Genomic DNA, 25,216 nt, shown 5'->3' on the forward strand with positions numbered 1-25,216 from the left:
GCTGCCTGCGGCGCGCATTGGTCACTCACCATAGCGAATTTAAGAGTTCAGTTCAGCCGCTTAGCCTGCTTTTTTCAGGCACGTGCTCATGAACGTCTTACGAGCATCACCTTTCAGCTCTTTTTTGGCTGCGTCGGCATTACAGGTTTTCATCTTGTTTTGTTGATCGGTCAACTTTTGATCCGGCTTGGTTTCAGCCTTCAAACAGTGGCTCATAAAGGTCTTACGCTCATCGCCTTTCAGCGACTGCGTGGTGGCCTGTTGATTACAATCAGTCATTTTCTGACGTTGTGCCGTCTGTGCGGCGGAAGGGGCTTTTACAGCATCAGCGGCCAGCGCAGAGCCGCCAATTAACAGCGTAGTAAGCAGAGGTAAAACCACAGATAAACGCATAACGGATTCCTTTTCAGACGTCCCCCTAACGGGACACTCCCTAAGCGTAGATCGGCCTTTGCGCTTTAGCATTAAAAAAGCGTAACAGCTGGCGCAGAAAGTGATGAAAAGGGGAGAGAGCGCAAAGAAAACAGGGCCTTGCGGCCCTGAGTGTGGAATCAATCTGGCGGTTTATAATGCAAAAAATTGATAAACCGTCTGCGAACGGTAGCCCTGGCCGGGTTTTATCCAGCAGCTAGGCTGCGGCCATTCAGGGTGATTCGGACTGTCGGGGAGAAACTCGGTTTCCAGCGCCACGCCCTGATAGTTTTCATATTCCCCGCCAGAGCGATTCGGCGTACCGCGCAGGAAATTGCCGGTGTAGACCTGTAGCGCCGGGGCTGAGGTAAACAGGCTCATTTTAACCTTGCCGTCGGCTGACCATAGGTGCGCCGCCGGATGCTCCGCGCTGTTACAGGTGCGATTGAGCAACCACGCGTGGTCATAGCCTTTCACTCGCTGCTGCTCGCGGTCGCGCAGGAAATCCTCGGCCAGCGTTTTGGGCGCGCGGAAATCCAGCCCGGTGTGCTCGACAGGGGTCAGATCAGCACTGGGAATGCCGTCACTGTCGACCGGCAAGAAACGCTCGGCGAACAGTTGCAGCTTCTGTTTGCGCGCATCGTGACCTTCGCCATCCAGATTGAAATAGGCGTGGTTGGTGAGGTTAATCGGGCAGAGTTTGTCGACCGTCGCCTGATAGCGAATTTCCAGACGATGATCGTCAGTAAGGCGATAGTGAACCTCCGCCGTCATATTGCCCGGATAACCCTGATCGCCATCGGCGGAGAGCAGTTGGAAGCTCACCGCCTGCGCGCTGCGTGACAGTAGCGTCCAGCGCCGCGCGTGGAAGCCCTCAGGGCCGCCGTGCAGCTGGTTTTCACCCTGATTTGGCACCAGCGCATAAGTTTGCCCGTCAATCGTCAGCTGCGATTTGGCGATGCGATTAGCGTAGCGGCCAACGGTGGCACCCAGATAGGCACTTTGATTGACATAGCCCTGCGGCGATTCGCAGCCCAGCAGCAGCTCGCGCTTGCTGCCATCGGCGAGAGGGAATTCCAGCGAAAGCCAAGTCGCGCCCCAATCCATGAACGTGGCGGTGGTGCCCGCCGCATTCTGCAGGGTGATCAGCTCGAACGGGTCGCCGTCCGGTGCCAACGGGGTGTTTTCCGGTTTTAGCATACGCCCGCTCCCTGAGAAGCGGTGCAGACGTAAAACGTCTCTTTCAGCCCGGTTTGCTCAGGGTATTCACGGGCCACCGCGCTGCGCACGTCGTCAACCAAAGATTCAGGGATAAGCGCCACGATACAGCCGCCGAAGCCGCCGCCGGTCATGCGCACGCCGCCCTGATCGCCAATCACGTTTTTCACGATGTCGACCAACTTATCGATTGGCGGAACGGTAATTTCGAAGTCGTCACGCATGGAGGCGTGGGACTCGGCCATCAGCTGGCCCATTTTCTTCAAATCACCGGCGGCCAGGGCATCTGCCGCCGCCAAGGTGCGAGCGTTTTCGGAAATCACATGGCGCGCGCGGCGGGAAACCAGCGGATCCAGCTCGTTAGCCACCACGTCAAACTGCTCTTGTGTCACGTCGCGCAGGGCTTTCACACCAAAGAAGCGGGCGGCGGTTTCGCACTGCTCGCGACGCTGGTTGTATTCGCTATCCACCAGGCCGCGTTTCACATTAGAGTTGATGATCACCACGGCGGCGTTTTTCGGCATCGACACCGCGCGGGTTTCCAGCGAACGGCAGTCAATCAGCAGCGAGTGATCCTGCTTGCCGAGGGCGGAAATCAGCTGATCCATGATCCCGCAGTTACAGCCGACGAACTGGTTCTCGGCTTCCTGACCATTGAGCGCCAGCGCCACGCCGTCCAGCGGCAGGTCATACAGTGATTTCAGCGCCTGACCGACCGCCACTTCCAGCGAGGCCGACGAGCTAAGGCCCGCGCCCTGCGGCACGTTGCCGCTGATCACCATGTCCGCGCCTGAGAAATCTTTGTTGCGTTGCAGCAGGTGTTTCACCACGCCGCGCACATAGTTGGCCCACGGCAGGGTTTTGCTGCTAAGGATTGGATCGTCGAGGGAGAACAGGTCTTCCTGATTGTCGTAATCTGCCGCCACCACGCGGATCTGGCGGTCATTGCGCTGGGCGCAGGCGATCACCGTTTCATAATCAATGGCGCAAGGCAGCACAAAGCCGTCGTTGTAATCGGTGTGCTCGCCAATCAGGTTAACGCGGCCCGGTGCTTTAATGGTGATCGTCGCCGGATAACCGAATTTCTGTTCAAAGATTTCTAAGGTTTTATTTTTCAGTTTCATCATTTCACTCCGGCTTCACGATAGTGCACATCACTGACGGCGCGCAGGCGCTCGGCGGCTTGCTCGGCGGTCAGGTCGCGTTGGGTTTCGGCCAGCATTTCGTAGCCAACCATAAATTTACGAACCGACGCCGAACGAAGCAGCGGCGGATAGAAGTGGGCGTGTAGCTGCCAGTGTGCCTGGTCGCCTGCGGTGAACGGCGCACCGTGCCAGCCCATGGAGTAGGGGAAGGAGCACTGGAACAGGTTGTCGTAGCGGCTGGTGAGCTTTTTCAGCGCCAGCGCCAGATCACTGCGCTGGGCGTCGCTCAGCTCAGTGATGCGCTGCACGTGGGCCTTCGGCAGCAGTAAGGTTTCGAACGGCCACGCCGCCCAGTAAGGCACCACCGCCAGCCAGTGTTCGGTTTCTACCACGGTGCGGCTGCCATCGGCCTGCTCGCGCTTGGCGTAATCGAGCAACATCGGCGAATCCTGCTGCTCCAGATAGGCGCGCTGCAAACGGTCTTCACGCTCGGCTTCGTTCGGCAGGAAGCTGTTGGCCCAAATTTGGCCGTGCGGATGGGGGTTAGAGCAGCCCATGGCCGCGCCTTTATTCTCAAACACTTGCACCCACGGGTAGGTTTTACCCAAGTCCGCGCTCTGTTCCTGCCAGGTTTTAACCACTTCTTCTAACGCGCTGAGCGACAGCTGCGGCAGGGTTTTACTGTGATCTGGCGAGAAACAGATAACGCGACTGGTGCCGCGCGCGCTCTGGATGCGCATTAGCGGATCGTCGCTTTCTGGTGCGAACGGCGTGTCGGGCATCAGGGCGGCAAAGTCGTTCGTAAACACGTGGGTGCCGTGGTAATCCGGGTTCACATCGCCCGTCACGCGGGTATTGCCCGGACAAAGGAAGCAGTCAGGATCATGCTGTGGCAGCGTCTCCTGCGACGGCGTTTCCTGCTGGCCCTGCCACGGACGTTTCGCCCGGTGCGGGCTGACCAAAATCCATTGGTCAGTCAACGGGTTATAGCGTCGATGTGGATGATCTATCGGGTTGAATTCTGACATGTTAATTCCTTTATTCGGGCATTGGCGCGATTAGTCTGGATAACCCTGCGGGTTTTTGGACTGCCATAACCAGGTATCGTTAGCCATATCTTCCAGCGTGCGGGTGACGCGCCAGTTCAGTTCATTGGCGGCTTTGTTTGGGTCAGCCCAGTAGGCTGGCAGGTCGCCGTCGCGACGCGGGGCGAAGTGGTACTTCACCGGCTTGCCGCAGGCTTTGCTGAAAGCATTAACCACTTCCAGCACGCTGTGGCCAAAGCCCGCGCCGAGGTTATAAATGTGCACGCCAGCGCGGTTATGCAGGGTTTTCATCGCGGCAATGTGGCCGTCGGCCAGGTCCACTACGTGGATGTAGTCGCGCACGCCGGTGCCGTCTTTGGTCGGGTAATCATTGCCGAAAATCGACAGGGATTCGCGGCGGCCCACGGCGACCTGCGCGATAAACGGCATCAGGTTGTTCGGGATGCCCTGTGGGTCTTCGCCCATCAAACCTGACGGATGCGCACCCACCGGGTTGAAGTAACGCAGTAGGGTGATGCTCCAGTCCGGCTCAGCGCGCTGCACGTCTTGCAGAATTTGTTCCACCATCAGCTTGCTGCGGCCATACGGGCTAGAAGGGTTGCCGGTCGGGAAGTCTTCCACATAAGGCGTCTTCGGCTGGTCGCCGTAAACCGTCGCGGAAGAGCTGAAAATCAGGTTCTTAACGCCCGCGTCGCGCATGGCTTCCACCAACACCAGCGTGCCACTCACGTTATTGTCGTAATAGGCCAGCGGCTTGGCGACGGATTCTCCCACGGCTTTCCAGCCTGCAAAGTGAATTACCGAATGCACGGCGTGCTCGCTGAAAATCTTATCGAGGATGGTGCGATCGCGGATATCGCCCTGATAGAACAGCGGCGTTTTGCCACTCAGCGTAGTGATACGCTCGAGCACGCTGGCTTTGCTGTTATGCAGGTTATCTAAAATGATTGGCGTGTAGCCCGCTGCAATCAATTGCACACAGGTATGACTACCAATGTAACCGCTACCACCCGTAACTAAGACGTACATAATTGCTCCCTGAGAGTCATGTTGAGCTTAAGATACCATGCAGCGAGGCTGAAAAAGGTGATCTATGCTCAAGTTCATGGAATCGCTTACATCACAGTCTAGCACCAGTATCCGCCTTAATACAGCGAGGCGCACAGGCGGGGACAAATCAGGAAGGAAGCACAGAGGGATTGGAGTGTAATCGTTTACACTAGAAAAATTCCCCAAATATCACGACGACTATTTGGGGATTTAGGGCGTTTTTACTTCAAGGCATCGAGCTGGTAGCGGTAGATATTGCCATCCGGCACGAAGGAGAGACGGTGAGTAATGCACTCCGGCGCGTCTTCCGCGTGGTGCGAGACAAACAGCAGTTGGGTGTCGCCCTCGCTAATCAGCACGTCGACAAAACGCCGCACCAGCTGGCGGTTAATCGGGTCCAGCCCCTGTAGCGGCTCGTCGAGGATTAACAGCGCCGGGTGCTTGACCAATCCGCGAGCTATCAGCGCCAGACGCTGCTGCCCCCACGACAGGCTATGGAATGGCGTGTCGCCCTTGCTGCCGACCAAGCCCATCAGCTCCAGCCACTGGTTGGTGAGGAACAGCTGGCGGTCTGAGACGGCCTGATAAATGCCGATTGAGTCGAAGAAGCCTGAGGTGATGACGTTGCGCACGCTGGAGCTGACGCGGTAATCCAGATGCAAGCTGCTGCTAACATAGCCGATGTGGCGTTTGATGTCCCAGATGGTTTCGCCAGAGCCGCGACGCCGGCCAAATAGCGTCAGGTCATTGCTGTAGCCCTGCGGGTGGTCGCCGGTGATCAGGCTCAGCAGGGTGGATTTGCCCGCGCCGTTCTCGCCGACGATTTGCCAGTGCTGGCCTTGATCCACCTGCCAGCTCAGGCCGTGCAGGATAGGGCGGTCATCATATTCCACCACGCCGTTGCGCAGAATGATCAGCGGGCCGTCGGCCGGGCGGGCGCGCTGTGCCGGGTCTTCCGGCTCAGGCAGCGCTATGCCTTGCAGGTTTTCACTGTGCGCCAACTGGGCCACCAGCGCGTCCGCCATGACTTTCTCGCGCGGGCCAATGGTCGCTAGCGTGCAATCCGCCAGAACGCCCACGTGCTGAACAAAGGCGGGGATGTCGTCAAAACGGTTGAGCACCAGCACCAAGGTCTGCCCCTGTTGGGCAAGCCCGGCCAGTAGCTCGGCTAACTGCGCACGGGCATTGACGTCCAGCCCGTCGAAAGGCTCGTCCAGCACCAGCAAATCGGGCTGCTGCATCAACACCTGACAGAGCAACGTCTTGCGGGTTTCCCCCGTGGAGAGGTATTTGAAGCGGCGATCGAGCAGCTTGGTAATGCCAAACTGCGCGGCCAAACTGGCGCAGCGCTGCGGGTCTTTCACCTGCTCTTGGATTATCTCGGCGGCGGTGCGGCCAGTGTCGTCTTCGTCCGGGCTGAGCAGGTCGGTGTTATTGCGCTGCCACTCTTCTTCCACCAGCTTCTGTAGTTGTTCGAATGACAGGCGCACGATGTTGTTGAAATCGCTTTGGCTTTCACCTTGCAGCTGGACCAGTTCGCTCGCCAGAGCACGCGCCAGCGCCGATTTCCCACTGCCGTTGGAGCCAACAAAGGCCCAGCTTTCGCCTTGTTGAATGCGTAAATCAGAAAGAGTAAGGGTGCGGGTGTCGCTCAGGCGAAAAACGCCCTGCGAGATATGCAACGAAGCCATGTCTCATCCATAAATTGCAGTGATATTCTTTTCCTAGGGATAATCCCGGAACAAATTGAAGTCAATTGACGATTCTGCAAACTATCAAATCTTATTGTGCAAGATGATGATAAATAAACTCTTTCTAGCATAGGGTGGCTATGATTGCTTTGTCGTCGTCGAATTCAGCAAACACATTCTGGCCCTCGACTAATGACAGTTGTGTAACAGCGGCATTGGGCACCGTGGCGCAGAGAATGTCACCACCGGCCAGGCGTAGCAGCACTTCGCTGCTCTCTTTCCCCTGTTGAATGCTCTGTATCTCGCCGGAGAGAGAGTTATCGGCGTGGGTAGCTTCAGGACTCAGGTTGACCCAAGGCGCTTTTATCAGCACCAACACCTCTTTGCCCGGTGTCAGGGCCAGTCGGTCGGCACTTTGCTCGGTCAGCGCGACGCGAATCCGGGTATTTTCATCATTGAGCAGCACTTCAATATGCTGCTGGACGGAGAGATGGTCGCGCTCAACCACTTTGCCGAAGAACTGGTTGCGGGCGCTGGTTTGCAGGGAGAAGCGTGAAATGGCGGCCAGCAGGCTGTCGAGAGGCAGGGAGTCATCCTTCAGCACGTCAAAGGCTTTTTGCTGGATTTGTGCCAGCAGATCATAGAGTTGCAATAGCCGCTCACCGTAGCGGGTGATCAGCGCGCCGCCGCCGCCTTTGCCGCCGGTGCTGCGTTCTACCAGCACCTCGTCGGCCAGTTGGTTCATTTCGTTAATCGCATCCCAGGCGCTTTTATAGCTAATGCCCGCCAGCTTCGCCCCCTGACTGATCGAACCCGTCACCTTGATCTGCTTTAAGAGTTCAATTCGACGCGGATCGGCGAACAGCTTCTGCTGTAATTTCAGGGTTAATAAGATTTCAGCTTGCATATGGGGTTCCTTTGAATGCGTTTCAGCTATTGTCGCCTATCCTCTAACTGACATATAGCAGTGTGAAGGCTTTTTGCGGGGCTAAGTTGGTTAAAAGCTAAAGTATTCTGCTGTTATGGCTGCTATTATCGACAACAGTAATGCTTTTAACACCGCCACTTGGGCGCGTGTCAGCCAGTTAAGTGAGGCTATCATGTTAGAACTTTTAGGAAGTTTGGTTTTCGCCGTGGTCATGGTGCCTATCTTTATTGCCTTGATTCTTGGGTTGATTTGGGGATTGGGCGAAGTGTTCAACGTGCTTTCCAATATCGGTCACTCTAAAGAGAGCCGTAATCAGCAGCAACAAGAGCAACAGCATCGTTAAGCTGGTGGCAAGATTCTCTAAAGAACCCGATTTTAACATCGGGTTTTTTTATTCCTTATGTAAACCACACACCCTTCTGCACCCTTTCTTTCTGTCCCAGATCAAAAACCTTTAAGTTCCTCAAAGCCCTGCCGATAAATCGAATGACAAGACTGTTTTCCACGCTATATTAACGCCTATATAACGATGCGTTCTATCAACGAGGAAACATAAAATGAGTACTTCTTGGGGTAAATTAATCGCCTGTTCCGTGCTGGTGGCGGGCCTGGCAGCTCAGGCCCAGGCTGCGGATAAAATCACCGTGTTTGCCGCCGCTTCGCTGACCAACGCGATGCAGGACATTGCCGCCCAGTATCAGAAAGAGAAGGGCGTGCAGGTCGTCTCTTCCTTTGCTTCCTCCTCGACGCTGGCTCGCCAGATTGAGCAGGGCGCGCCGGCAGACCTGTTTATTTCTGCCGACCAGCAGTGGATGGATTACAGCATCAGCAAGCAGCAAATTGTTGAAAATACTCGCTATACTCTGCTGGGTAACGAGCTGGTGCTGGTGGCAGCTAAAATCAGTAAAATCGACAACGTCGAGATTGATGACAAAACCCAGTGGACCAAGTTGCTGGGCGATAGCCGTCTGGCGGTGGGCGACCCTGACCACGTTCCGGCGGGCATTTATGCCAAAGAAGCCCTGCAAAAGCTGGGTGCCTGGAGCACCCTTGAGCCGAAACTGGCGCGCGCCAGCGATGTTCGCGGCGCACTGGCCTTGGTCGAACGTGAAGAAGCCCCGCTGGGGATTGTTTATGGCTCAGACGCCATTGCCAGTAAAAAAGTCAAAGTGGTGGGTACCTTCCCGGCATCCAGCCACAAGCCGGTCGAATACCCAATGGCCATTGTTAAAGATCACGAAAAGCCTGAAGTTCGCGCGTTTTATGACTATCTGAAAACGCCGGCGGCCTCAGCCATTTTCAAACAATATGGATTTGCGCCCAAAGAATGATGTTGAGTGAATATGAGTGGCAGGCGGTACTTTTAAGTCTGAAGGTGTCCAGTCTGGCCGTAGTGTGCAGCTTGCCGCTTGGTATTCTGATGGCGTGGGTGTTGGTCCGCTGCCGTTTTCCCGGCAAATCCCTGCTCGACAGTATTATCCATTTGCCGCTGGTGCTGCCGCCGGTGGTGATTGGCTATTTGCTGCTGGTGGTGATGGGGCGGCGCGGCGTGGTGGGCGAGTGGCTCTACCACTGGTTTGGCTTCAGCTTTAGCTTTAGTTGGCATGGCGCGGTATTGGCCTCGGCGGTGGTGGCCTTTCCGCTGATGGTGCGCGCTATCCGGCTGGCGCTGGAGGCGGTGGACACCAAGCTGGAGCTGGCCGCCCGCACCCTCGGCGCGTCGCCGTGGCGCGTCTTCTTCACCATCACGCTGCCTCTCTCGGTGCCGGGGATCATCGTCGGCATCGTGCTGGCCTTCGCCCGCTCCCTCGGCGAGTTTGGCGCCACCATCACTTTTGTCTCCAATATTCCCGGCGAAACCCGCACCATCCCACTGGCGATGTACACCCTGATTGAAACCCCCGGCGCAGAAGGCGCGGCGGCGCGGCTCTGCGTATTGGCGATTATTCTGTCACTGGCTTCCTTAATGATTTCCGACTGGCTGGCGAAACGCAGCCGCATTCGGCTGGGGGGCTGATGCTAGAACTCGACTTCAGCCAGCAGCTTGGCGACCTGACCCTTCAGGTGACGCAAAACCTGCCTGCGCAGGGGATCACGGCGATTTTTGGCCTGTCCGGCGCGGGGAAAACCTCACTGATTAACGCCATCGGCGGGCTGACAAAGCCTGAAACCGGCCGCATCGCGCTAAACAATCGGCCACTGTTCGATGCCGAAAAAGGTCTCTGCCTGCCGCCGGAAAAGCGCCGCATTGGCTATGTATTTCAGGACGCGCGCCTGTTCCCGCACTATCGGGTGCAGGGCAATTTGCAGTATGGCATGGCGACCTCGATGCGCGGGCAGTTCGACAGCATTGTGGCGCTGCTCGGCATTGGGCATTTGCTCAACCGTTTCCCGCTGACGCTGTCTGGTGGCGAAAAACAGCGAGTGGCGATTGGCCGTGCTCTGCTCACCGCCCCTGAAATCTTGTTGATGGACGAGCCGCTGGCCGCGCTGGATTTACCGCGTAAACGCGAGCTGATGCCTTATCTGGAGAGGCTGGCGAAAGAGGTCAATATCCCGATTCTCTATGTCACTCACAGTCTGGATGAGATCCTGCGTCTGGCCGAGAAAGTGCTGGTGCTGGACAACGGCAGCGTGCTGGCGATGGGCGATTTGGAAGAGGTGTGGGCCAGCAATATCATGCGCCCGTGGCTGCCGCGCGAGGAGCAGAGCAGCGTGCTCAACGTCAGCGTGCTGGAGCACCATCCGCGCTATGACATGACCGCCTTGGCTATCGGCGATCAGCGCCTGTGGATCGGCAAAGTTGACGCCGCCGAGGGTACATCAATGCGCGTGCGGGTGAACGCCGCCGACGTCTCGCTGGTGCTGCAACCCACCGCCAACAACAGCAGTATTCGCAACATTCTGCCCGCCAAGGTGCTGGAGTGTCTGGAGATTGGTTCACAGGTGGAAGTGAAGCTGGCCATGGCCGATCATATCATCTGGGCGCGCATCACCCCGTGGGCCAGAGACGAGCTGATGATCCGCCCCGGCCAGTGGCTCTACGCGCAGATCAAGAGTGTGTCGCTGAGTCGATAAAACCCAGATTGCTTGCAAATTGAGCCAAAGCAGAACATCATTCATCTCAATAATTCAATTTTTTGAGGTGAAAGATGAAGGTCAAACGTCCTCCAGCGCTGCTCGCCGTGGGTCAAATACCCGGCGATGCGCTTACCGCCACCTTTCCCTTCGTCTCTGTAGTCAATGAAAAGGGCCAATATCTACATTGGGATGCCCTAAGGCATCGCATTCCTGCTGGGATTAACCCGCAAATCTTCTGGTCACTCACCACCATTGTGCGTCGCGCCAACGGGCGTTTGCTGACCCTTAATGGTTACGATTTCAACCAGTTGGCTTTCCTCAATATCACGCCGCAAATGCAGCAGACTATCTCGATGGTCGATAGGCTGGCGACGTCGGGCGGCGAGAGCGAACTGCTGGAGCCCCTGTTCGCCTCGCGCCACTTGCTTGAGGAGCTGCGTGCTGAAGAGTCGATTTCATCCAGCCAGTTAGAAGGGGCGGCCACCACCAGCCGCGTCGCGCTAGAGATGATTAAAGTCAATCGCGCGCCGCGAGATGAGAGCGAAAAAATGATCATGGGGAATTTCCACATGATGGAATACGTCAATGCCCATTGTTCAGAAGATCTCAGTTTGGCAAATTTTAAGGAGTTACACGCCATCGCCGTGGGGGAGATTAATGACCAAAAATATCGCCCGGGGGAGTTTCGCCATTCAGACGACGTGGTGGTGGCGGATATTCAAAATGAAATCATTCATAACCCGCCGACCTATACCGAGGTCGAACTCAGGCTGTCGCTATTATTCAAATGGGCTAACCAGCCCCACGAGCGGCAGGAGGGGAAAGAGTACCTTCATCCGTTAATCAAAGCCTGCATCCTGCATTTCATGATTGGGTTTATTCATCCGTTTAATGATGGCAATGGCCGCGCGGCAAGGGCGCTGTTCTATTGGTACATGCTGCGCTGCGGCTATTCGGCCTTTCGCCATATCTCAATCAGCAAGCTGCTGAAAAATGCCTCAACGGCCTACGCAAAGTCCTATTGTTATTCCGAGACGGATGACATGGATTTGACCTATTTCGTTGATTATCAATGCAGCATTGTTGGGCGGGCTTTGAATGAGTACGTGGATTACATTCACCACATGGTGAAGGTGCGGGATGAGCTGAATAGGTTTTTGTATGAGTCAGAAATTGGCGCAACATTAAACGAACGCCAGAAAAACCTGCTCAACGTGGCTTTTGCCCGGCCGGAAAATATCTTTACCGTGGCGGAAGTCAGGGAGCGGCTGGGCGTGTCCGACAACACGGCGAGGAAGGATTTAACTGTCTTGGCTGAGCTGGGTTTATTGCGAACCCATAAAGACGGTAAAGAGACGGTTTACGTTTCGCCAAAAAGTCCGCCGCAGGTCAGTCAGTGGAAAAATCAGGCACGGCCCAAAGGCAGTGCCTGGTAATAGTCTGGAGCGGGATTAACCCAACACCTTCGTGCGAATCACCTCGGCGATGCCCGGCTGTTCGTTGTCGGCGATGACCAGACCGGCACGCTGTTTGATAGCGTCGTCGGCGTTGCCCATGGCGACGCCGAGGCCGACATTTTCTAGCATGCTCAGGTCATTGTAGTTGTCGCCGAAGGCGATGACGTCGGCCATGCTCATACCTTGCGACTCCACCCACTCCTGCAAGCGGCGGCCTTTGCTGTTGCCCTGTTTCGCGACGTCTACCTGATCGTGCCACGACCATTCGCAGGCCAGACCTAAATCATCTTCTACCTGCTTGGCGAAGGCGCGCAGGGCGTCGAGATCTTCATGGGAGGTGGCGAATTTCCACACCGAGTTAGCCTGATCGGCGGCGTCACGCAGGCTGTCGACTTTGACGATATTCGGCCGCTGGCCCTGCGGCAGCGCTTCACCCCAAACGATAGAGCGGCTGACGTGGCCGTTTAAATGCTGATACAGCATGGCATCGTCCACGTAGAGCAGGCCGTGGATGCCGTGATGCTCGAGCAGATCCACCACTTTTTTGGCTTTGATTTTATCCATTGGGTCAGAGGTGATGACTTTGCGCGCGTGGTAATCGTACAGGTAAGTGCCGTTACAGCAGATGGCCGGAGTATCGAGCTGCAAGGCCTGATAGAACGGGTGGATCGCCACGTGATGGCGGCCGGTGACCACAATCACTTTCACACCCTGTGAGCGGGCTTCGGCCAGCACGGCCAGAGATTCAGGGAGAATACGTTTTTGACGGTCCAGCAGGGTGCCGTCTAAATCAAGCGCAATTACGCGATAGGTCATAGTTAGCTCGTAAGGTTTTCAGAGAATTGAAGAAATTTCACCCATGTTACACCTTAAAAACCGCTGATAAAACCTTGGAGAAGAGCATAAAGGCCACCTCCACAGGCTGGGTTATCGTGGTAACCTGAGCTACGCTTGAATGACTTAACGTATGCCCGAATAAAAATTAATCCGGTGTTAATAAGGAGATGTAATGAAGCAAGTTGTCTACGTTGCCAGCCCTGAGAGCCAGCAAATTCACGTATTTCGTCTGAGCGAAAACGGCGAGCTGAGCCCGCTGCAAATCGTTGACGTGCCTGGTCAGGTTCAGCCAATGGTTATTCATCCTGATGGTCATCGTTTATATGTCGGCGTGCGCCCAGAGTTTGGCATTCTGACCTACCGCATTGACCACGAAGGCAAGCTGGAACAGGCAGGCATGGCGCCGCTGCCGGGCAGCCCGACCCACGTCGGCACTGACCTACAGGGCCGCTTCTTGTTCTCGGCGTCTTACAGCTTCAACAATGTCAGCATTCATCCCATCAATGAAGAAGGCATCGTCACCGCGCCAATTCACGTGCTGGAAGATATTCAGGCGCCGCACTCGGCCAATATCGACCCGACCAACCAGTTGCTGATGATCCCGGCGCTGAAAGAAGACCGCATCCGCCTGTTTGATTTCAGCCTGCAAGGCGCGGCGACGCCGCACCACGTGGAAGCGCTGAAAACCAAGACCGGCGCGGGCCCGCGTCATATGGCTTTCCACCCGAATCAGCACTTTGCGTACTGCATTAACGAGCTGGACAGCAGCGTCGATGTCTATCAGAAAGACGTGACCAGCGGCGAATACCACAATGTTCAGTCACTGAACATCATGCCGGCTGATTTCAAAGACACGCGTTGGGCGGCGGACATTCACATCACGCCAAACGGCAAATTCCTCTACGCCTGCGACCGTACCGCCAGCCTGATCTCCGTGCTCAGCGTGTCCGAAGATGGCAGCGTGCTGGAGCTGTTGGGGCATCACGCCACCCAGACTCAGCCGCGCGGCTTCAACATTGACCATCAGGGCCAGTTTGTTATCACGGCAGGTCAAAAATCTAACGGCATCGAAGTGGCGAAGATTGACCAAACCAGCGGTGCGCTGACCACGCTGAAAGAGTACCCGGTGGGCAAAGGCCCAATGTGGGTGAGCATTCTTGACCTGAGAAATTAAGCCGGCTTATGAGTCGCCATTTTTTCGGCGAACTCAAGTGCTGCAAAAAACTGCCCCGACCCTGACAAGTCGGGGTTTTTTATTACTTTTTTGTTAAAAATACACTTCGTGCCATTGATTAGAATTATTTTCATCTCCCTCTAAACATTGTGGCCTCCTTGTCGATAACTCTCCCCGTTACCAACACCGAATGTTCCCATCATATTTCGTGTCACAGGATAGGTTGGGCGCAAACAGTTATTTATTAACAATAATAAACAGGGAGAGCAGGATGAGTTTATTTTCAGGGATCACCCGCATTTTCAATAACGCCAACATCGCTACCAAGCTAGCCGCAGGATTCACGCTGGTTCTGCTGCTCGGTTCCTCGATTGCCGCCTCAGGCATTTACCATCTCACCAGCATTAGCGAGCGAGCCGAAAAGGCCACGCTGCTCAAGAAAGTGAATGATTTACTGGCCGAAGCCAAATACACCCGGCTTTCGTATATGGCGAATCATGACCAGAAGTTTGTCGAGCAAAACCGTCAGGCGCTCGACAAGTTAGAAGTGCGACTGGCAGAAGTGGCAACCTACCACTGGCAGCCGGTCGATCAGGCGCAGGTTGACGCCATGCCGGAGAATATCCGCCGTTACCGTGAAAACTGGCAGCACACGCTGAACCCGCCAGCGGGCAGCGATCCGCAGCAAATCAGCGACAGCCTGGCGGCGGCCGGACTGGCCCTGACCTCGGCGTCGGACCAGCTTCTCAACCACGAAATGGCCTACACCCAAGAGGAAGTCAGCCGCACCATCAAAGAGATGCTGATCATCATCACTATTGCCATTCTGACCGGGGCACTGCTGTCGTGGCGCATGACGCGCCAAATCACCGTGCCGCTGCGCCACACGCTGGACGTGGCCCAGCGCATCGCGGCGGGCGACTTAACCGCGCACATTCGCAGCCAAAGCAATGACGAAGTGGGGCAGCTCACCCGCGCCGTGGAGGGGATGAACCAGAACCTGCGCGGCATCATTGGGGATATCCGCAATGGCGTGACCCAAGTGACCCGCGCCTCGAGTGAAATCGCGGCGGGCAACATTGACCTTTCTGCCAGAACGGAGCAGCAGGCGTCGGCGCTGGGGCAGACGGCAGCCAGCATGGAAGAGCTGACCGCGACGGTGAAGCAAAACGCCGATAACGCCAGTCAGGCCAGCAAACTGGCTTCTTCTGCCGCCGACACGGCAGGGCGCGGCGGCAAGCTGGTTAGCGACGTGGTGGGGGTGATGAAAGACATCGCCGTCAGCTCGAAGCAGATTTCTGAAATCACCTCGGTCATCAACAGCATCGCCTTCCAGACCAATATTCTGGCGCTGAATGCCGCGGTTGAAGCCGCGCGCGCCGGAGAGCAGGGGCGCGGTTTTGCCGTGGTGGCCAGCGAAGTGCGCAATCTGGCACAGCGCAGCGGGCAGGCGGCAAAAGAGATTGAAACCCTGATTGGCCTGTCGGTGAGCAAAGTCAACAGCGGCTCGGCGCTGGTGGGCAAGGCCGGGGACACCATGGAAGAGATTGTCCAGTCGGTGAGCCACGTGACCAGCATCATTCATGAGATTGCCTCGGCGTCGGAAGAGCAGAGCCGCGGCATCGGCCAGATAGCGCTGGCGGTGGCGGAAATGGACACCGTGACCCAGCAGAACTCGGCGCTGGTGCAGCAGTCGGCCAACGCCGCCGCGTCGCTGGACGAGCAGGCGGTAAATCTCGAAGAGACGGTGGCTATTTTCCGCCTCGGCAATGAGCCGGTCGCGCAAGCCTAATTTGTTCTGAATTCTTGCCAATAAAAAAGCCGCTGAGCATCTACTCAGCGGCTTTTTTCGATCCTAGCAGGCTTATTTAGCCGGCGCGGTGATCACGTTGTTGAACTGCCACAGACGGTTGAAGTTCACGTCATTCAGGTCACGCGCCTGCTTCTCATCTTTCGGCACGTTACCGGCGAAGGCGCGGCCAGACACGGCTGCATCGCCCCACGGGTTGACTTGGTTGTAGCCGCTGTCGATTTGGCTATCGCGGATAACAACCTGGCTGTTTGGCGTGGTGCCCGGCACATAACCGCCGTTTTCAGCGCCTTGATCCCATGCACGTCCCAGCTGGGCTTTCGCCGCCTGACCTTCAAAACCGCGATCAGAGGTCAGGGTGCTGTTGGTCACCAGGAAGCCGTAAGGCACGTTGGCCGGGGTGTTTGGAGAGAAGATGGAGGCTTGCTTCACGCCACGGCTGCTCACGGTGTGGAACTCAACGCGATCGAATACCGCGCTTGAGCGACCAATCACGTAATCCACGTCACCTTCAATCAGGCTGTTATGCACGTAAGCACGGCTATAACGGCTGTTGTTCGGCTGGTTTTTGATGTTCGCGGTGGTCAGCATCAGGGTGTTCTGGCGGCCAATAATATGTACGTTATCCAGCACGATGTTGTCGCCGTCGGTGCGCAGAGCCACCGCCGGATGGTCACCCGCGTCTACTGTATCCAACAGGCTGTTGGTCACGGTCAGGTTCTGCAATTGCAGGCTGCTGCTCTGTGCCCAGACGGTGGCCGTACAGCCCGCGCCAATGGTTTCAGACTGCTGATCGCTACAATCTTTGAACATGTATTCGCTGCGGTTGCCCGGAATGAACTGGCCATTCGGGTTGACCGTCGCGCGGTACACCGCAGGGGTAGCCGATGCTTCCAGACCTTGCTGGATCACCACGTCGCCCGCGCTGTTGCCAGCACCGAACAGGGTGATTGGCGGTGAGCCAGCCGGGATGTAAACCGCGCCGGTGTAGGTGCCTGGCAGGATTTTGATGAACACGCGCTCGCCGTGGTTACGCACGCGCAGGGCGGCTTCAACGGCTTGCTGAATGCTGGTGTAAGCTGCGCCGTCGGCGCCCATCTGGGTACCTACCACGAAGTTAGTTTTCGCGGCAGAAATATCGCTGACAGAAGGGAACCAGCCTTGCTGCTGAACCTGAAGAGAGCGCCCGCCGAAGGCCAGATAGTTTTTGGCGGTAAAGTTCGCCGCTTCGTCTGGGCTAAGAATTGGGTTGGCGGCTGTGCCCGGAGCAACTTGGGTTGAAACACCTTCGTGACTGCTGCTACAAGCGGCCAGAACCAGGCTGGCTGACAAAATAGCGCAGGCGCGCGACAGGGTAGTTAATTTCACTGGGTCTGACTCCTTGATAAAAGTTACTCATATTTTCTACCCGTCAACCTTCAAACTGCCTGATGCAACTCGAGTGATTCTGGGCAACAGCGCAATGTACCATAATTCAGCTATATAACACCGTCAGAGAAGATTTGCCTATTGTATGGAAGTGTATATTGAAGCCGAGATAGGCGCCGCTGGCGTTTTCGTCCACTTCCAGCGAGTCGACGTCTAAGGCATAAATCGTGAACTGATAACGATGGCTCTCGCCCTGCGGAGGTGCCGCGCCGCCGTAGCCCGCTTTGCCGAAGTCAGTGCGGGTTTGCACCGCGCGGTGAGGCAATTCCGCTTTGCCGGAACCCGCGCCTTGCGCCAGTTCGCTGACGTCGGCGGGGATGTTCGCCACGCCCCAGTGCCACCAGCCGGAGCCGGTAGGAGCGTCCGGGTCATAACAGGTGATGGCGAAGCTTTTGGTGCCTTCCGGTGCGCCGCTCCACGCCAAGTGTGGCGAGATGTTTTGTCCCTGATAACCCATGCCGTTGAACACCTGAGCTTCCGGCATTTTCTCGCCATCTTTCAGGTCGTTACTGGTTAGAGTAAAGGTCATACGTTCCTCCCGTTCTTGATGATAAAAAGCCTAAAAATGGCATGAACCGGCCTTGGCTCATTTAGCGATTTCGCCACCCAGCAGCTTCAATAGCGCCTGCGCGACACTGGCCGAGGAGGCCGGATTTTGCCCGGTGATCAGATTGCCGTCAGTCACCACGTAAGGCCGCCAGTCGGCCGCTTTGCTGTAATCGCCGCCGTTTTTCTTCAATTCATCTTCGACCAAAAACGGCACGATGTCAGTGAGGCCAACCGCGTCTTCTTCACTATTACTGAAACCGGTGACGCGTTTGTCTTTCACCAGCGGCAGCCCGTGCTGGTCTTTTACATCACGCAGCACGCCGGGCGCGTGGCACACGCTGGCAACGGGCTTGCCCGCCGCCCAAAAAGACTCAATCAGCTTCACGGAATCAGCATCTTCAGCCAGATCCCACAGCGGGCCGTGGCCGCCGGGATAAAATACTGCGTCAAAATCATCGGCTTTCACCGTGGATAATTTCACCGTATTACCCAGCGCGCGCTGGGCTGATTTATCCTGACGAAAACGGTCGGTGGTTTCTGTCTGCGCATCCGGCTCATCGCTTTTTGGGTCTAGCGGCGGCTGACCGCCCTTAGGTGACGCCAGCGTCAGCTCGGCCCCTGCATCCAGAAACTGGTAGTAGGGGGCGGTGAACTCTTCCAGCCAAAAGCCGGTTTTCTTGCCGGTATCGCCGAGCCTGTCGTGTGACGTTAATACAATCAGTAATTTCATGTTACCTCCTGCGGGTCCGGTCACGCCGTGGCCCGGCTATGGTCATTAATTCGCTATCACGCTTTATCTTTCGCGACGCGAACCACGAGTTTGCCGAAGTTTTTACCTTCCAGCAGGCCGATAAACGCCTGAGGCGCATTCTCTAAGCCATCCACCACGTCTTCGCGGAATTTCACTTTTCCGGCTTCAAACCATTCGCCCATTTGCTTGGCAAATTCTGGGTAACGATGGCCATAGTCATCAAAGATGATGAAGCCCTGCATGCGAATACGCTTTCTTAAAATCGTGCTGGCGAGCAGTGAAACGCGGTCTTTGCCATCAGGCAGCTCCGTCGCATTGTATTGGGAAACCAGCCCGCAGACTGGAATGCGCGCTTTGGTGTTGAGCAGGGGCAGTACGGCGTCGAAGACCGCGCCACCGACGTTTTCGAAATAGACGTCGATACCGTCCGGGCAGGCGGCTTTCAGGCGTTTATCCAGATCCGGTGCGCGATGATCGAGGCACTCATCAAAGCCAAAATGCTCGACCGCGTAGCGACATTTATCCTCGCCACCGGCGATACCAATCACTTTACAACCCTTAATTTTAGCAATCTGGCCCACCAGTGAACCCACAGGCCCGGTGGCGGCCGCGACGACCACGGTTTCGCCGGACTGAGGTTGGCCAATGTCCAGTAACCCCATAAATGCCGTAAAGCCTGGCATACCCAGAACGCCCAGTGCCAGAGAAGGGTGCTTCTCTGCCGGGCCTTCGAGCTTTTTCACCTCTTTGGCTTTGACCACCGGATGGTCTTGCCAGCCGGTGCTGCCCAAAACGATATCGCCAGGTTTAAAGTCAGGACTTTTCGAGCTGACAACCTCAGATACCGCGCCGCCGGTCATTACCGCATCGATTTGTACCGGCGCGGCGTAAGAGGGGGCGTCGCTCATGCGGCCGCGCATATAGGGATCGAGAGAGAGGTAGAGGGTGCGCAGGACCAGCTCGCCTTCTTTGGCCTCAGGTACGGGTTGCTCTTCCAGACGGAAGTTCTCTGGCGTCGGGGCACCTTTCGGACGCGAAGCCAGCACAAAGCGGCGGTTTACTGCTGAATTCTGAGACATACAAACTCCTATTCAGATGATTGTTTGGTGAAAACCACTACCAAATGGCAACAGATCATGAGGAATAAGTATAGGCAGCTAACTGAACCTTAGGCTGAGCGGTTTATGCTTTGTTAAAATGTGCTGTCACAAAACCGTCACAATGCCCTTCCGCTCTTGGCTTTTCACGCGTATGTTTTGAGGCGATGTTATCGCGATAACTTACCGATAAATAAGCATAAAAGGAAAATAAGATGCAGAAGATTAAATTGGCACTAGGGGCGGTTTGCGTACTGCTGAGTCTGAACCAGAGCGCGCTGGCGAAAGAGTCCACCCCCGCGCCGCTCTATCCGGGCGTCAATGTCGCGCAGCTGGCGCAGCAGTCGCCGGTACACTGGGTATCAGTGGCGCAGATTGAGAACAGCCTGGTGGGTCGCCCGCCAATTGCCGTGGGTTTCGATATTGATGACACCGTGCTTTTCTCAAGCCCTGGCTTCTACCGTGGGCAGAAAGAGTTCTCTCCGGGCAAACAGGATTACCTGAAAAATCCGCAGTTCTGGGAAAAGATGAACAACGGCTGGGATGATTTTAGTATGCCGAAAGAAGTGGCGAAGCAGCTGATTGATATGCATCTCAAACGCGGCGACAGCATCTACTTCGTCACCGGGCGCAGCGAGACTAAAACCGAGACCGTCACCAAGACCTTGCAGGGCGATTTCCAAATCCCACAAGACAAAGTTAACCCAGTGATTTTCGCCGGTGACCAGCCGGGTCAGAACACCAAAACCCAGTGGCTGAAAGATAAGCAGATTAAGATTTTCTACGGTGATTCCGACGGTGATATTACCGCCGCGCAGGCCGTGAGCGCCCGTGGTATCCGCGTTCTTCGCGCCTCTAACTCCAGCTACAAGCCATTGCCGCAGGCCGGGGCATTTGGTGAAGAGGTGGTGGTTAATTCGGAGTATTGATTAGTGTGAGTTTTAGCTCCTAGACCGATTATGGGTTTGCTCCTCCCCCTGACAAGGGGGAGGTTGGGAGGGGGTATTGCAGAAAACTCAATGGTTTATGTGAGAATTATACCCCACCCCAGCCCTCCCCTTATCAGGGGAGGGAGCAAAGACAAAACCAAAGAAAATCTTACTTCACCGTCACATCGATATCGCCGAAATACTTCTTCGCCAGCTGCTGAATCACGCCTTCTTGCTTAATCTTGGCGATGGCGGCGTCCAGCTTCTGCTTATTGGCGGTGTCGCCTTTGCGCAGGCCGAAAGCGATGCCGCTGCCGAGAATTTTGTCATCGCGCACGGCGTCACCGGCGAAGGCGAAATCTTTACCGTCCGGGCGGTCAAGGAAGCCGGTTTGCCCAGCCGGAGCCAGCACCAGCGTGCCGTCGAGGCGGCCGGAAGAGAGGTCCAGATAGACCTGATTCTGATCCTGATAAGAGACCACATCGACCCCTTTCGGTGCCCAGTGCGCCTGCGCGTAGCTCTCCTGAATCGAACCTTGCAGTACGCCAACGTGTTTGCCTTTCAGCGACTCAACCGTCGGCAGCAGGCCGGAGGACTTCTTGGCAATCAGCTGGCTCGGTACGCGGTAGATAACGTCTGTGAAATCAATGGCCTGACGGCGCTTCTCGGTAACGTTCATCGCCGAGTTAATGGCATCGAATTTACGCGCTTGCAGCGCCGGGATCAGGCCGTCAAAGGCGGTATCAAACCACTCACACTTCAGCTTGGCGGCGGCACAGACCGCGTTGCCGACGTCGATATCAAAACCCTGCAACTCGCCGCTGGCGCTTTTGGATTCGAACGGCGGGTATTGCGCTTCCAGACCAAATTTAAACGCGGTGCCCTCTGCCAGTGTTGAGAAAGAGGCCAGTGCGCAACCCAACAGTAATGCGATCTTCATTTTTTTCATGTCATTTCCTCGGAGAGATTAAACCCGGCTCAGGCGGCGGGCACCTTCGTACAGTGTGTCATCGTCTTTGGCAAAGCTCAGGCGAATAAGCCCGGTCGGCTGGTTGTGGCTGTAAAACGCCGACAGCGGGATGGTGGCGACCTGATAATCACGGATCAAACTCAGTACAAACTCATCATCGGTCAGCGGGCTAAAGTGGCTAAAGCGCGCCAACATAAAGAAGCTGCCACGGCTTGGCAGCAGCTCAAAACGCGAGCCGCTCAGGGCATCGGCCAGCAGGTCGCGTTTGTGTTGGTAGAAGTCTGCCAGCCCCAGATAGCTTTGCGGATCGGCCATGGCTTCGGCGAAAGCCACCTGCATCGGGGTATCGGCGGAGAACATCATAAACTGATGTACCTTGCGGATTTCATTCATTAATTCTGCCGGAGCCAGACTGTAGCCCACGCGCCAGCCGGTGACGTGGTAGGTCTTACCGAAGGAGGAGACAATCACGCTGCGCTCGGCCAACTGCGGGTGGCAGGCCATGCTGTGGTGGCGCTCGCCGTCGAACACCACGTGCTCATAGACCTCATCGGACAAAATCACGATATCGGTATCGCGTGTGAGGGCGGTCAGGCGCTCAATGTCCACGTCGCTGAAAATCGCGCCGGTAGGGTTGTGCGGGCTATTAATGATGATCATCCGCGTTTTGCTGTTAATGGCGCTGGCGACCTGATCCCAGTCGATGCTGAAATCTTCCAGCGAAAGGCTAATGGCGACCGGCGTCGCGCCCTGCAAACGGACAATCGGCGCGTAGCTGTCAAACGACGGCTCGAAATAGATCACTTCATCGCCCGGATGTACCAGCGCGCTGATGGCCGAGTACAGGCCTTCGCTGGCGCTGGCGGTAACCGTCACTTCTTCATTGGCGTCATAGTGGCAGCCATACAGCGCCTCGACCTTGGCCGACAGCGCGTGGCGCAGCGCGGCGACGCCGCTCATTGGCGCATATTGGTTATGACCATCGCGCATGGCTTTGGTTACGGCGTCAATCAGCGAAGGCTGGCAGGAGAAGTTAGGGGCGCCCTGAGATAAATTCAGCGCGTTATGCTCAGCACTTAACTGGCCAATGACGGTGAAAATCGTGGTGCCGACATCAGGCAATTTGGATTGAGTCGATAAAGGGCTTTTCATGCATCACCTCGGGAGGGCATAAATATTTATATATTATGAATGATTAAGCAGTAGTTTATTTGTGCAGACAATGGATAATTTGTCATACTCGCCATGATCTAGATGCATGGCTGGCAGCAATTCCAAGAGGTGATCATGGCAACTCCCCCAGACCTTTCCTATCTGACGGCGCTCAATCTTCCTTCGCTTAACCTGTTGAAAACCTTCAGCGTGGTGGCGAAAACCCTTAACTTGACCCACGCGGCGGAGCTGTTGCACATCACCCAGGGTGCGGTGAGTCGGCAGATCACCGGGTTGGAGAATACGCTGGGCTACCCGCTGTTTTTGCGTCAGGCGCGAGGGCTAACCCTGACCCCACGCGGCGCGCAGTTGCTGCCGCCAATTCAACAGGCGCTGGAGCAGATGGGCGAAGCGATGAAGCGCGTCGGCTCGCACCCCGATACCTTGCGCATCAAGTGCCCGACCTGCTCCATGCGCTGGCTGCTGCCACGGGTAATTCAGTTGCAGAATGATCGCCCGGAGCTGCGCATCGAGCTGACCGCCTCCATTGCTCACGGCGTGGATTTCAGCACCGAGCACTTCGACGCCGCCGTGGTGTTTGGCCGCGCGCCGGACTCGCCGCGCCGGGCGCATCATCTGTTTGATGAGATCTTAACGCCCATCTGCACACCGGACTTCTTCGGCAAGAGCGCGGAGAGCACCACGCTTGAGGATCTGGCGGAGAAAACCCTGCTGCACCCGACGCGCGACCGCCGCGACTGGCTGCTGTGGCTGCGGGAATCCGGCGTCAAAGGGCTACCGTCGGCCAAGTCTCAGCACTTCGACACGCTGGATCTGGCCATCAATTCGGCCTTGCAGGGGTATGGCATCGCGATTGGGGATTTGACGCTAATAGAAGATGACCTACAGGCCAAGCGCGTCATGGCGCCGTTCCCACTCTGCGTGGCGAGCGGCGCGTCTTACACCTTGCTCTACCCGGATAACCCGACTCCTGCGCTACAGGTCGCTATCGACTATCTGAACGAGCAGGCCAGAATCAGCCGGAAGAAGCTGAGCACGCTGCTTTCCACCTCCCACCGGCTGGTGACCAGCAATTAATCGCAGAGATTAATAGAGGGACTCGAGCGCGCTGGCAATCGCGCCGGTCAGTTGGCTGAGCTGGGCAGGGGAGATAACGTAAGGCGGCATCAGGTAAATCAGCTTGCCGAAGGGCCGTATCCACACGCCCTGATTGACGAAGTGCTTTTGCAACGCCGCCATGTTTACCGGCTCGCGCATCTCCACCACGCCAATCGCGCCCAGCACCCGCACGTCGGCCACTGCGGAGTGCGCCGCCAGCGGGGTAAGCTCGTTTTGCAACTGGCGCTCAATGCCCGCCACCTGTTGCTGCCAGCGATTTTCCGCCAGTAAACTCAGGCTGGCGTTAGCCACCGCGCAGGCCAGCGGATTGCCCATAAAGGTCGGGCCGTGCATAAAGCAGCCCGCCTCACCGTCGCTGATCACCTCGGCGACGTGGCGGGTGGTGAGGGTGGCCGAGAGGGTCATGTAGCCGCCGGTCAGGGCTTTGCCAAGGCACATAATATCTGGCGAGATCCCCGCGTGGTCGCAGGCGAACGGCTTGCCGGTGCGGCCAAAGCCGGTGGCAATTTCATCGGCAATCAGCAGCACGCCGTACTGGTCGCAAAGCTGCCGCACGCGTTGCAAATAGGTCGGGTGATAGATGCGCATTCCCCCCGCGCCTTGCACCACCGGCTCGAGAATGACGGCGGCAATGGCCGATTGATGCTGCTCCAGCAGGGCGGAAAACGGCGCGATATCTTCTTCATTCCACGCCTCGCCGAAGCGCGACTGCGGCGCATCGGCAAACAGGTGCTGCGGCAAATAGCCCTGATACAGACTGTGCATCGAGTTTTGCGGATCGCACACCGACATCGCGCCGAAGGTGTCACCGTGATAGCCGTTGCGCAGCGTCAACAGGGTCTGGCGCTTCTCGCCGCGCGCCTGCCAGTACTGCATCGCCATCTTCAGCGCCACTTCCACCGCCACCGAACCCGAGTCGGCCAGAAATACGCACTCCAGCCCGGCGGGCGTCATCTCGACTAAACGCCGCGACAGCGCCACCGCCGACGGATGGGTTATGCCGCCAAACATCACGTGGGACATCTTGCCAATCTGATCAATCGCCGCCTGATTCAGCACCGGATGGTTGTAGCCGTGGATCGCCGCCCACCATGACGACATGCCGTCGATAAGCTGCCGCCCGTCTGCCAGTTGTAGCTCCACGCCCTGGGCTGATTCCACGGGATAGCACGGCAGCGGGTGAGTCATAGAGGTGTAAGGGTGCCAGATGTGGCGCTGGTCGAAATCGAGATCGGCAGGGGTCATTGCGATATCCTGAAAGCTAACTTGTAAACCAAAAAATAATTTTAACGTTGACGGTAAACCAAAACAAATGAAAAATGGTTTACAGAATAGGTAAAAAACAAAACTCA

General features: G+C 56.5%; 24 protein-coding genes. 9 read left to right on the plus strand and 15 right to left on the minus strand.

The genetic code is table 11. From position 1 onward, the window contains the following. Positions 1 to 60: 60 nt before the first annotated feature. From V2154_RS05535 to modE, 7 genes are all read right to left on the minus strand, one after another. Positions 61 to 393 (minus strand): PsiF family protein, encoded by a 333-nt coding sequence (locus V2154_RS05535; RefSeq protein WP_353501380.1) that lies wholly within the window; start codon positions 391 to 393, stop codon positions 61 to 63. 171 nt (positions 394 to 564) lie between these two features. Further along, positions 565 to 1,611 (minus strand): galactose-1-epimerase, encoded by a 1,047-nt coding sequence (galM, locus tag V2154_RS05540; RefSeq protein WP_353501381.1) that lies wholly within the window; start codon positions 1,609 to 1,611, stop codon positions 565 to 567. After that, entirely contained in the window at positions 1,605 to 2,753 is a 1,149-nt protein-coding gene (gene galK, locus V2154_RS05545; RefSeq protein WP_353503926.1) for a galactokinase, read from the minus strand. The genes galM and galK overlap by 7 nt, the downstream gene beginning before the upstream one ends. Then, positions 2,753 to 3,802, minus strand: a complete 1,050-nt coding sequence (gene galT, locus V2154_RS05550; protein WP_185688278.1) for a galactose-1-phosphate uridylyltransferase — start codon at positions 3,800 to 3,802, stop codon at positions 2,753 to 2,755. The genes galK and galT overlap by 1 nt, the downstream gene beginning before the upstream one ends. Positions 3,803 to 3,832: 30 nt before the next feature. Beyond that, positions 3,833 to 4,849 carry a UDP-glucose 4-epimerase GalE gene (gene galE, locus V2154_RS05555; protein WP_353501382.1) on the minus strand — a complete coding sequence of 339 codons (1,017 nt, stop codon included), beginning with the start codon at positions 4,847 to 4,849 and terminating at the stop codon, positions 3,833 to 3,835. 242 nt (positions 4,850 to 5,091) lie between these two features. Next, a complete protein-coding gene (modF, locus tag V2154_RS05560) occupies positions 5,092 to 6,561 on the minus strand; it encodes a molybdate ABC transporter ATP-binding protein ModF (protein WP_353501383.1) in 1,470 nt (489 codons plus the stop codon). Between the two features lie 124 nt (positions 6,562 to 6,685). Further along, complete coding sequence (modE, locus tag V2154_RS05565) at positions 6,686 to 7,468, minus strand: molybdenum-dependent transcriptional regulator (protein WP_353501384.1); 783 nt, start codon at positions 7,466 to 7,468, stop codon at positions 6,686 to 6,688. Positions 7,469 to 7,661: 193 nt separating this feature from the next. Between modE and V2154_RS05570 the strand changes: the two genes are divergently transcribed. From V2154_RS05570 to V2154_RS05590, 5 genes are all read left to right on the plus strand, one after another. Further along, positions 7,662 to 7,832 (plus strand): AcrZ family multidrug efflux pump-associated protein, encoded by a 171-nt coding sequence (locus V2154_RS05570; RefSeq protein ID WP_353503927.1) that lies wholly within the window; start codon positions 7,662 to 7,664, stop codon positions 7,830 to 7,832. Positions 7,833 to 8,046: 214 nt separating this feature from the next. Then, the gene (gene modA, locus V2154_RS05575) at positions 8,047 to 8,820 is read left to right on the plus strand and encodes a molybdate ABC transporter substrate-binding protein (protein ID WP_353501385.1); all 774 of its coding nucleotides are present in this window, start codon (positions 8,047 to 8,049) and stop codon (positions 8,818 to 8,820) included. Then, the gene (gene modB / locus V2154_RS05580) at positions 8,817 to 9,506 is read left to right on the plus strand and encodes a molybdate ABC transporter permease subunit (RefSeq protein ID WP_034788571.1); all 690 of its coding nucleotides are present in this window, start codon (positions 8,817 to 8,819) and stop codon (positions 9,504 to 9,506) included. The genes modA and modB overlap by 4 nt, the downstream gene beginning before the upstream one ends. Beyond that, positions 9,506 to 10,567 (plus strand): molybdenum ABC transporter ATP-binding protein ModC, encoded by a 1,062-nt coding sequence (modC, locus tag V2154_RS05585; protein WP_353501386.1) that lies wholly within the window; start codon positions 9,506 to 9,508, stop codon positions 10,565 to 10,567. The genes modB and modC overlap by 1 nt, the downstream gene beginning before the upstream one ends. Before the next feature lie 74 nt (positions 10,568 to 10,641). Continuing rightward, positions 10,642 to 12,006 (plus strand): Fic family protein, encoded by a 1,365-nt coding sequence (locus tag V2154_RS05590; RefSeq protein ID WP_353501387.1) that lies wholly within the window; start codon positions 10,642 to 10,644, stop codon positions 12,004 to 12,006. Between the two features lie 15 nt (positions 12,007 to 12,021). Here the strand turns inward: V2154_RS05590 and V2154_RS05595 are convergent, their stop codons facing one another. Continuing rightward, positions 12,022 to 12,843 carry a pyridoxal phosphatase gene (locus V2154_RS05595; RefSeq protein ID WP_353501388.1) on the minus strand — a complete coding sequence of 274 codons (822 nt, stop codon included), beginning with the start codon at positions 12,841 to 12,843 and terminating at the stop codon, positions 12,022 to 12,024. Between the two features lie 193 nt (positions 12,844 to 13,036). Between V2154_RS05595 and pgl the strand changes: the two genes are divergently transcribed. Further along, positions 13,037 to 14,038 carry a 6-phosphogluconolactonase gene (gene pgl, locus V2154_RS05600; RefSeq protein WP_353501389.1) on the plus strand — a complete coding sequence of 334 codons (1,002 nt, stop codon included), beginning with the start codon at positions 13,037 to 13,039 and terminating at the stop codon, positions 14,036 to 14,038. Positions 14,039 to 14,309: 271 nt separating this feature from the next. Next, positions 14,310 to 15,830: a methyl-accepting chemotaxis protein gene (locus V2154_RS05605; protein ID WP_353501390.1), complete on the plus strand. Its 1,521-nt coding sequence runs from the start codon at positions 14,310 to 14,312 to the stop codon at positions 15,828 to 15,830. A gap of 72 nt (positions 15,831 to 15,902) precedes the next feature. Here V2154_RS05605 and V2154_RS05610 read toward each other — a convergent pair whose 3' ends face one another. From V2154_RS05610 to curA, 4 genes are all read right to left on the minus strand, one after another. Then, a complete protein-coding gene (locus V2154_RS05610) occupies positions 15,903 to 17,216 on the minus strand; it encodes a putative acyl-CoA thioester hydrolase (RefSeq protein WP_353501391.1) in 1,314 nt (437 codons plus the stop codon). A gap of 106 nt (positions 17,217 to 17,322) precedes the next feature. Continuing rightward, entirely contained in the window at positions 17,323 to 17,805 is a 483-nt protein-coding gene (locus V2154_RS05615; protein WP_353501392.1) for a kinase inhibitor, read from the minus strand. Between the two features lie 57 nt (positions 17,806 to 17,862). Continuing rightward, positions 17,863 to 18,555, minus strand: coding sequence for a type 1 glutamine amidotransferase domain-containing protein (locus V2154_RS05620; protein ID WP_353501393.1), 693 nt, complete (start codon positions 18,553 to 18,555; stop codon positions 17,863 to 17,865). Between the two features lie 56 nt (positions 18,556 to 18,611). Next, positions 18,612 to 19,655 (minus strand): NADPH-dependent curcumin/dihydrocurcumin reductase, encoded by a 1,044-nt coding sequence (gene curA / locus V2154_RS05625; protein WP_353501394.1) that lies wholly within the window; start codon positions 19,653 to 19,655, stop codon positions 18,612 to 18,614. 233 nt (positions 19,656 to 19,888) lie between these two features. Here curA and aphA point away from each other — a divergent pair, with 233 nt between their 5' ends. Then, positions 19,889 to 20,602, plus strand: a complete 714-nt coding sequence (gene aphA / locus V2154_RS05630; RefSeq protein ID WP_353501395.1) for an acid phosphatase AphA — start codon at positions 19,889 to 19,891, stop codon at positions 20,600 to 20,602. A gap of 169 nt (positions 20,603 to 20,771) precedes the next feature. Here the strand turns inward: aphA and V2154_RS05635 are convergent, their stop codons facing one another. Both V2154_RS05635 and V2154_RS05640 read right to left on the minus strand, forming a co-directional pair. After that, complete coding sequence (locus V2154_RS05635; RefSeq protein ID WP_353501396.1) at positions 20,772 to 21,551, minus strand: ABC transporter substrate-binding protein; 780 nt, start codon at positions 21,549 to 21,551, stop codon at positions 20,772 to 20,774. An 18-nt stretch (positions 21,552 to 21,569) separates the two neighbouring features. Continuing rightward, entirely contained in the window at positions 21,570 to 22,724 is a 1,155-nt protein-coding gene (locus V2154_RS05640) for a methionine aminotransferase (protein ID WP_353501397.1), read from the minus strand. 135 nt (positions 22,725 to 22,859) lie between these two features. Here V2154_RS05640 and V2154_RS05645 point away from each other — a divergent pair, with 135 nt between their 5' ends. Beyond that, positions 22,860 to 23,822 (plus strand): LysR substrate-binding domain-containing protein, encoded by a 963-nt coding sequence (locus V2154_RS05645; protein ID WP_353501398.1) that lies wholly within the window; start codon positions 22,860 to 22,862, stop codon positions 23,820 to 23,822. A 9-nt stretch (positions 23,823 to 23,831) separates the two neighbouring features. Here V2154_RS05645 and bioA read toward each other — a convergent pair whose 3' ends face one another. Then, complete coding sequence (gene bioA, locus V2154_RS05650) at positions 23,832 to 25,109, minus strand: adenosylmethionine--8-amino-7-oxononanoate transaminase (RefSeq protein WP_353501399.1); 1,278 nt, start codon at positions 25,107 to 25,109, stop codon at positions 23,832 to 23,834. Positions 25,110 to 25,216: the final 107 nt, after the last annotated feature.

The organism is Ewingella sp. CoE-038-23, assembly GCF_040419245.1.
Taxonomy (GTDB): Bacteria; Pseudomonadota; Gammaproteobacteria; order Enterobacterales; family Enterobacteriaceae; genus Ewingella; species Ewingella allii.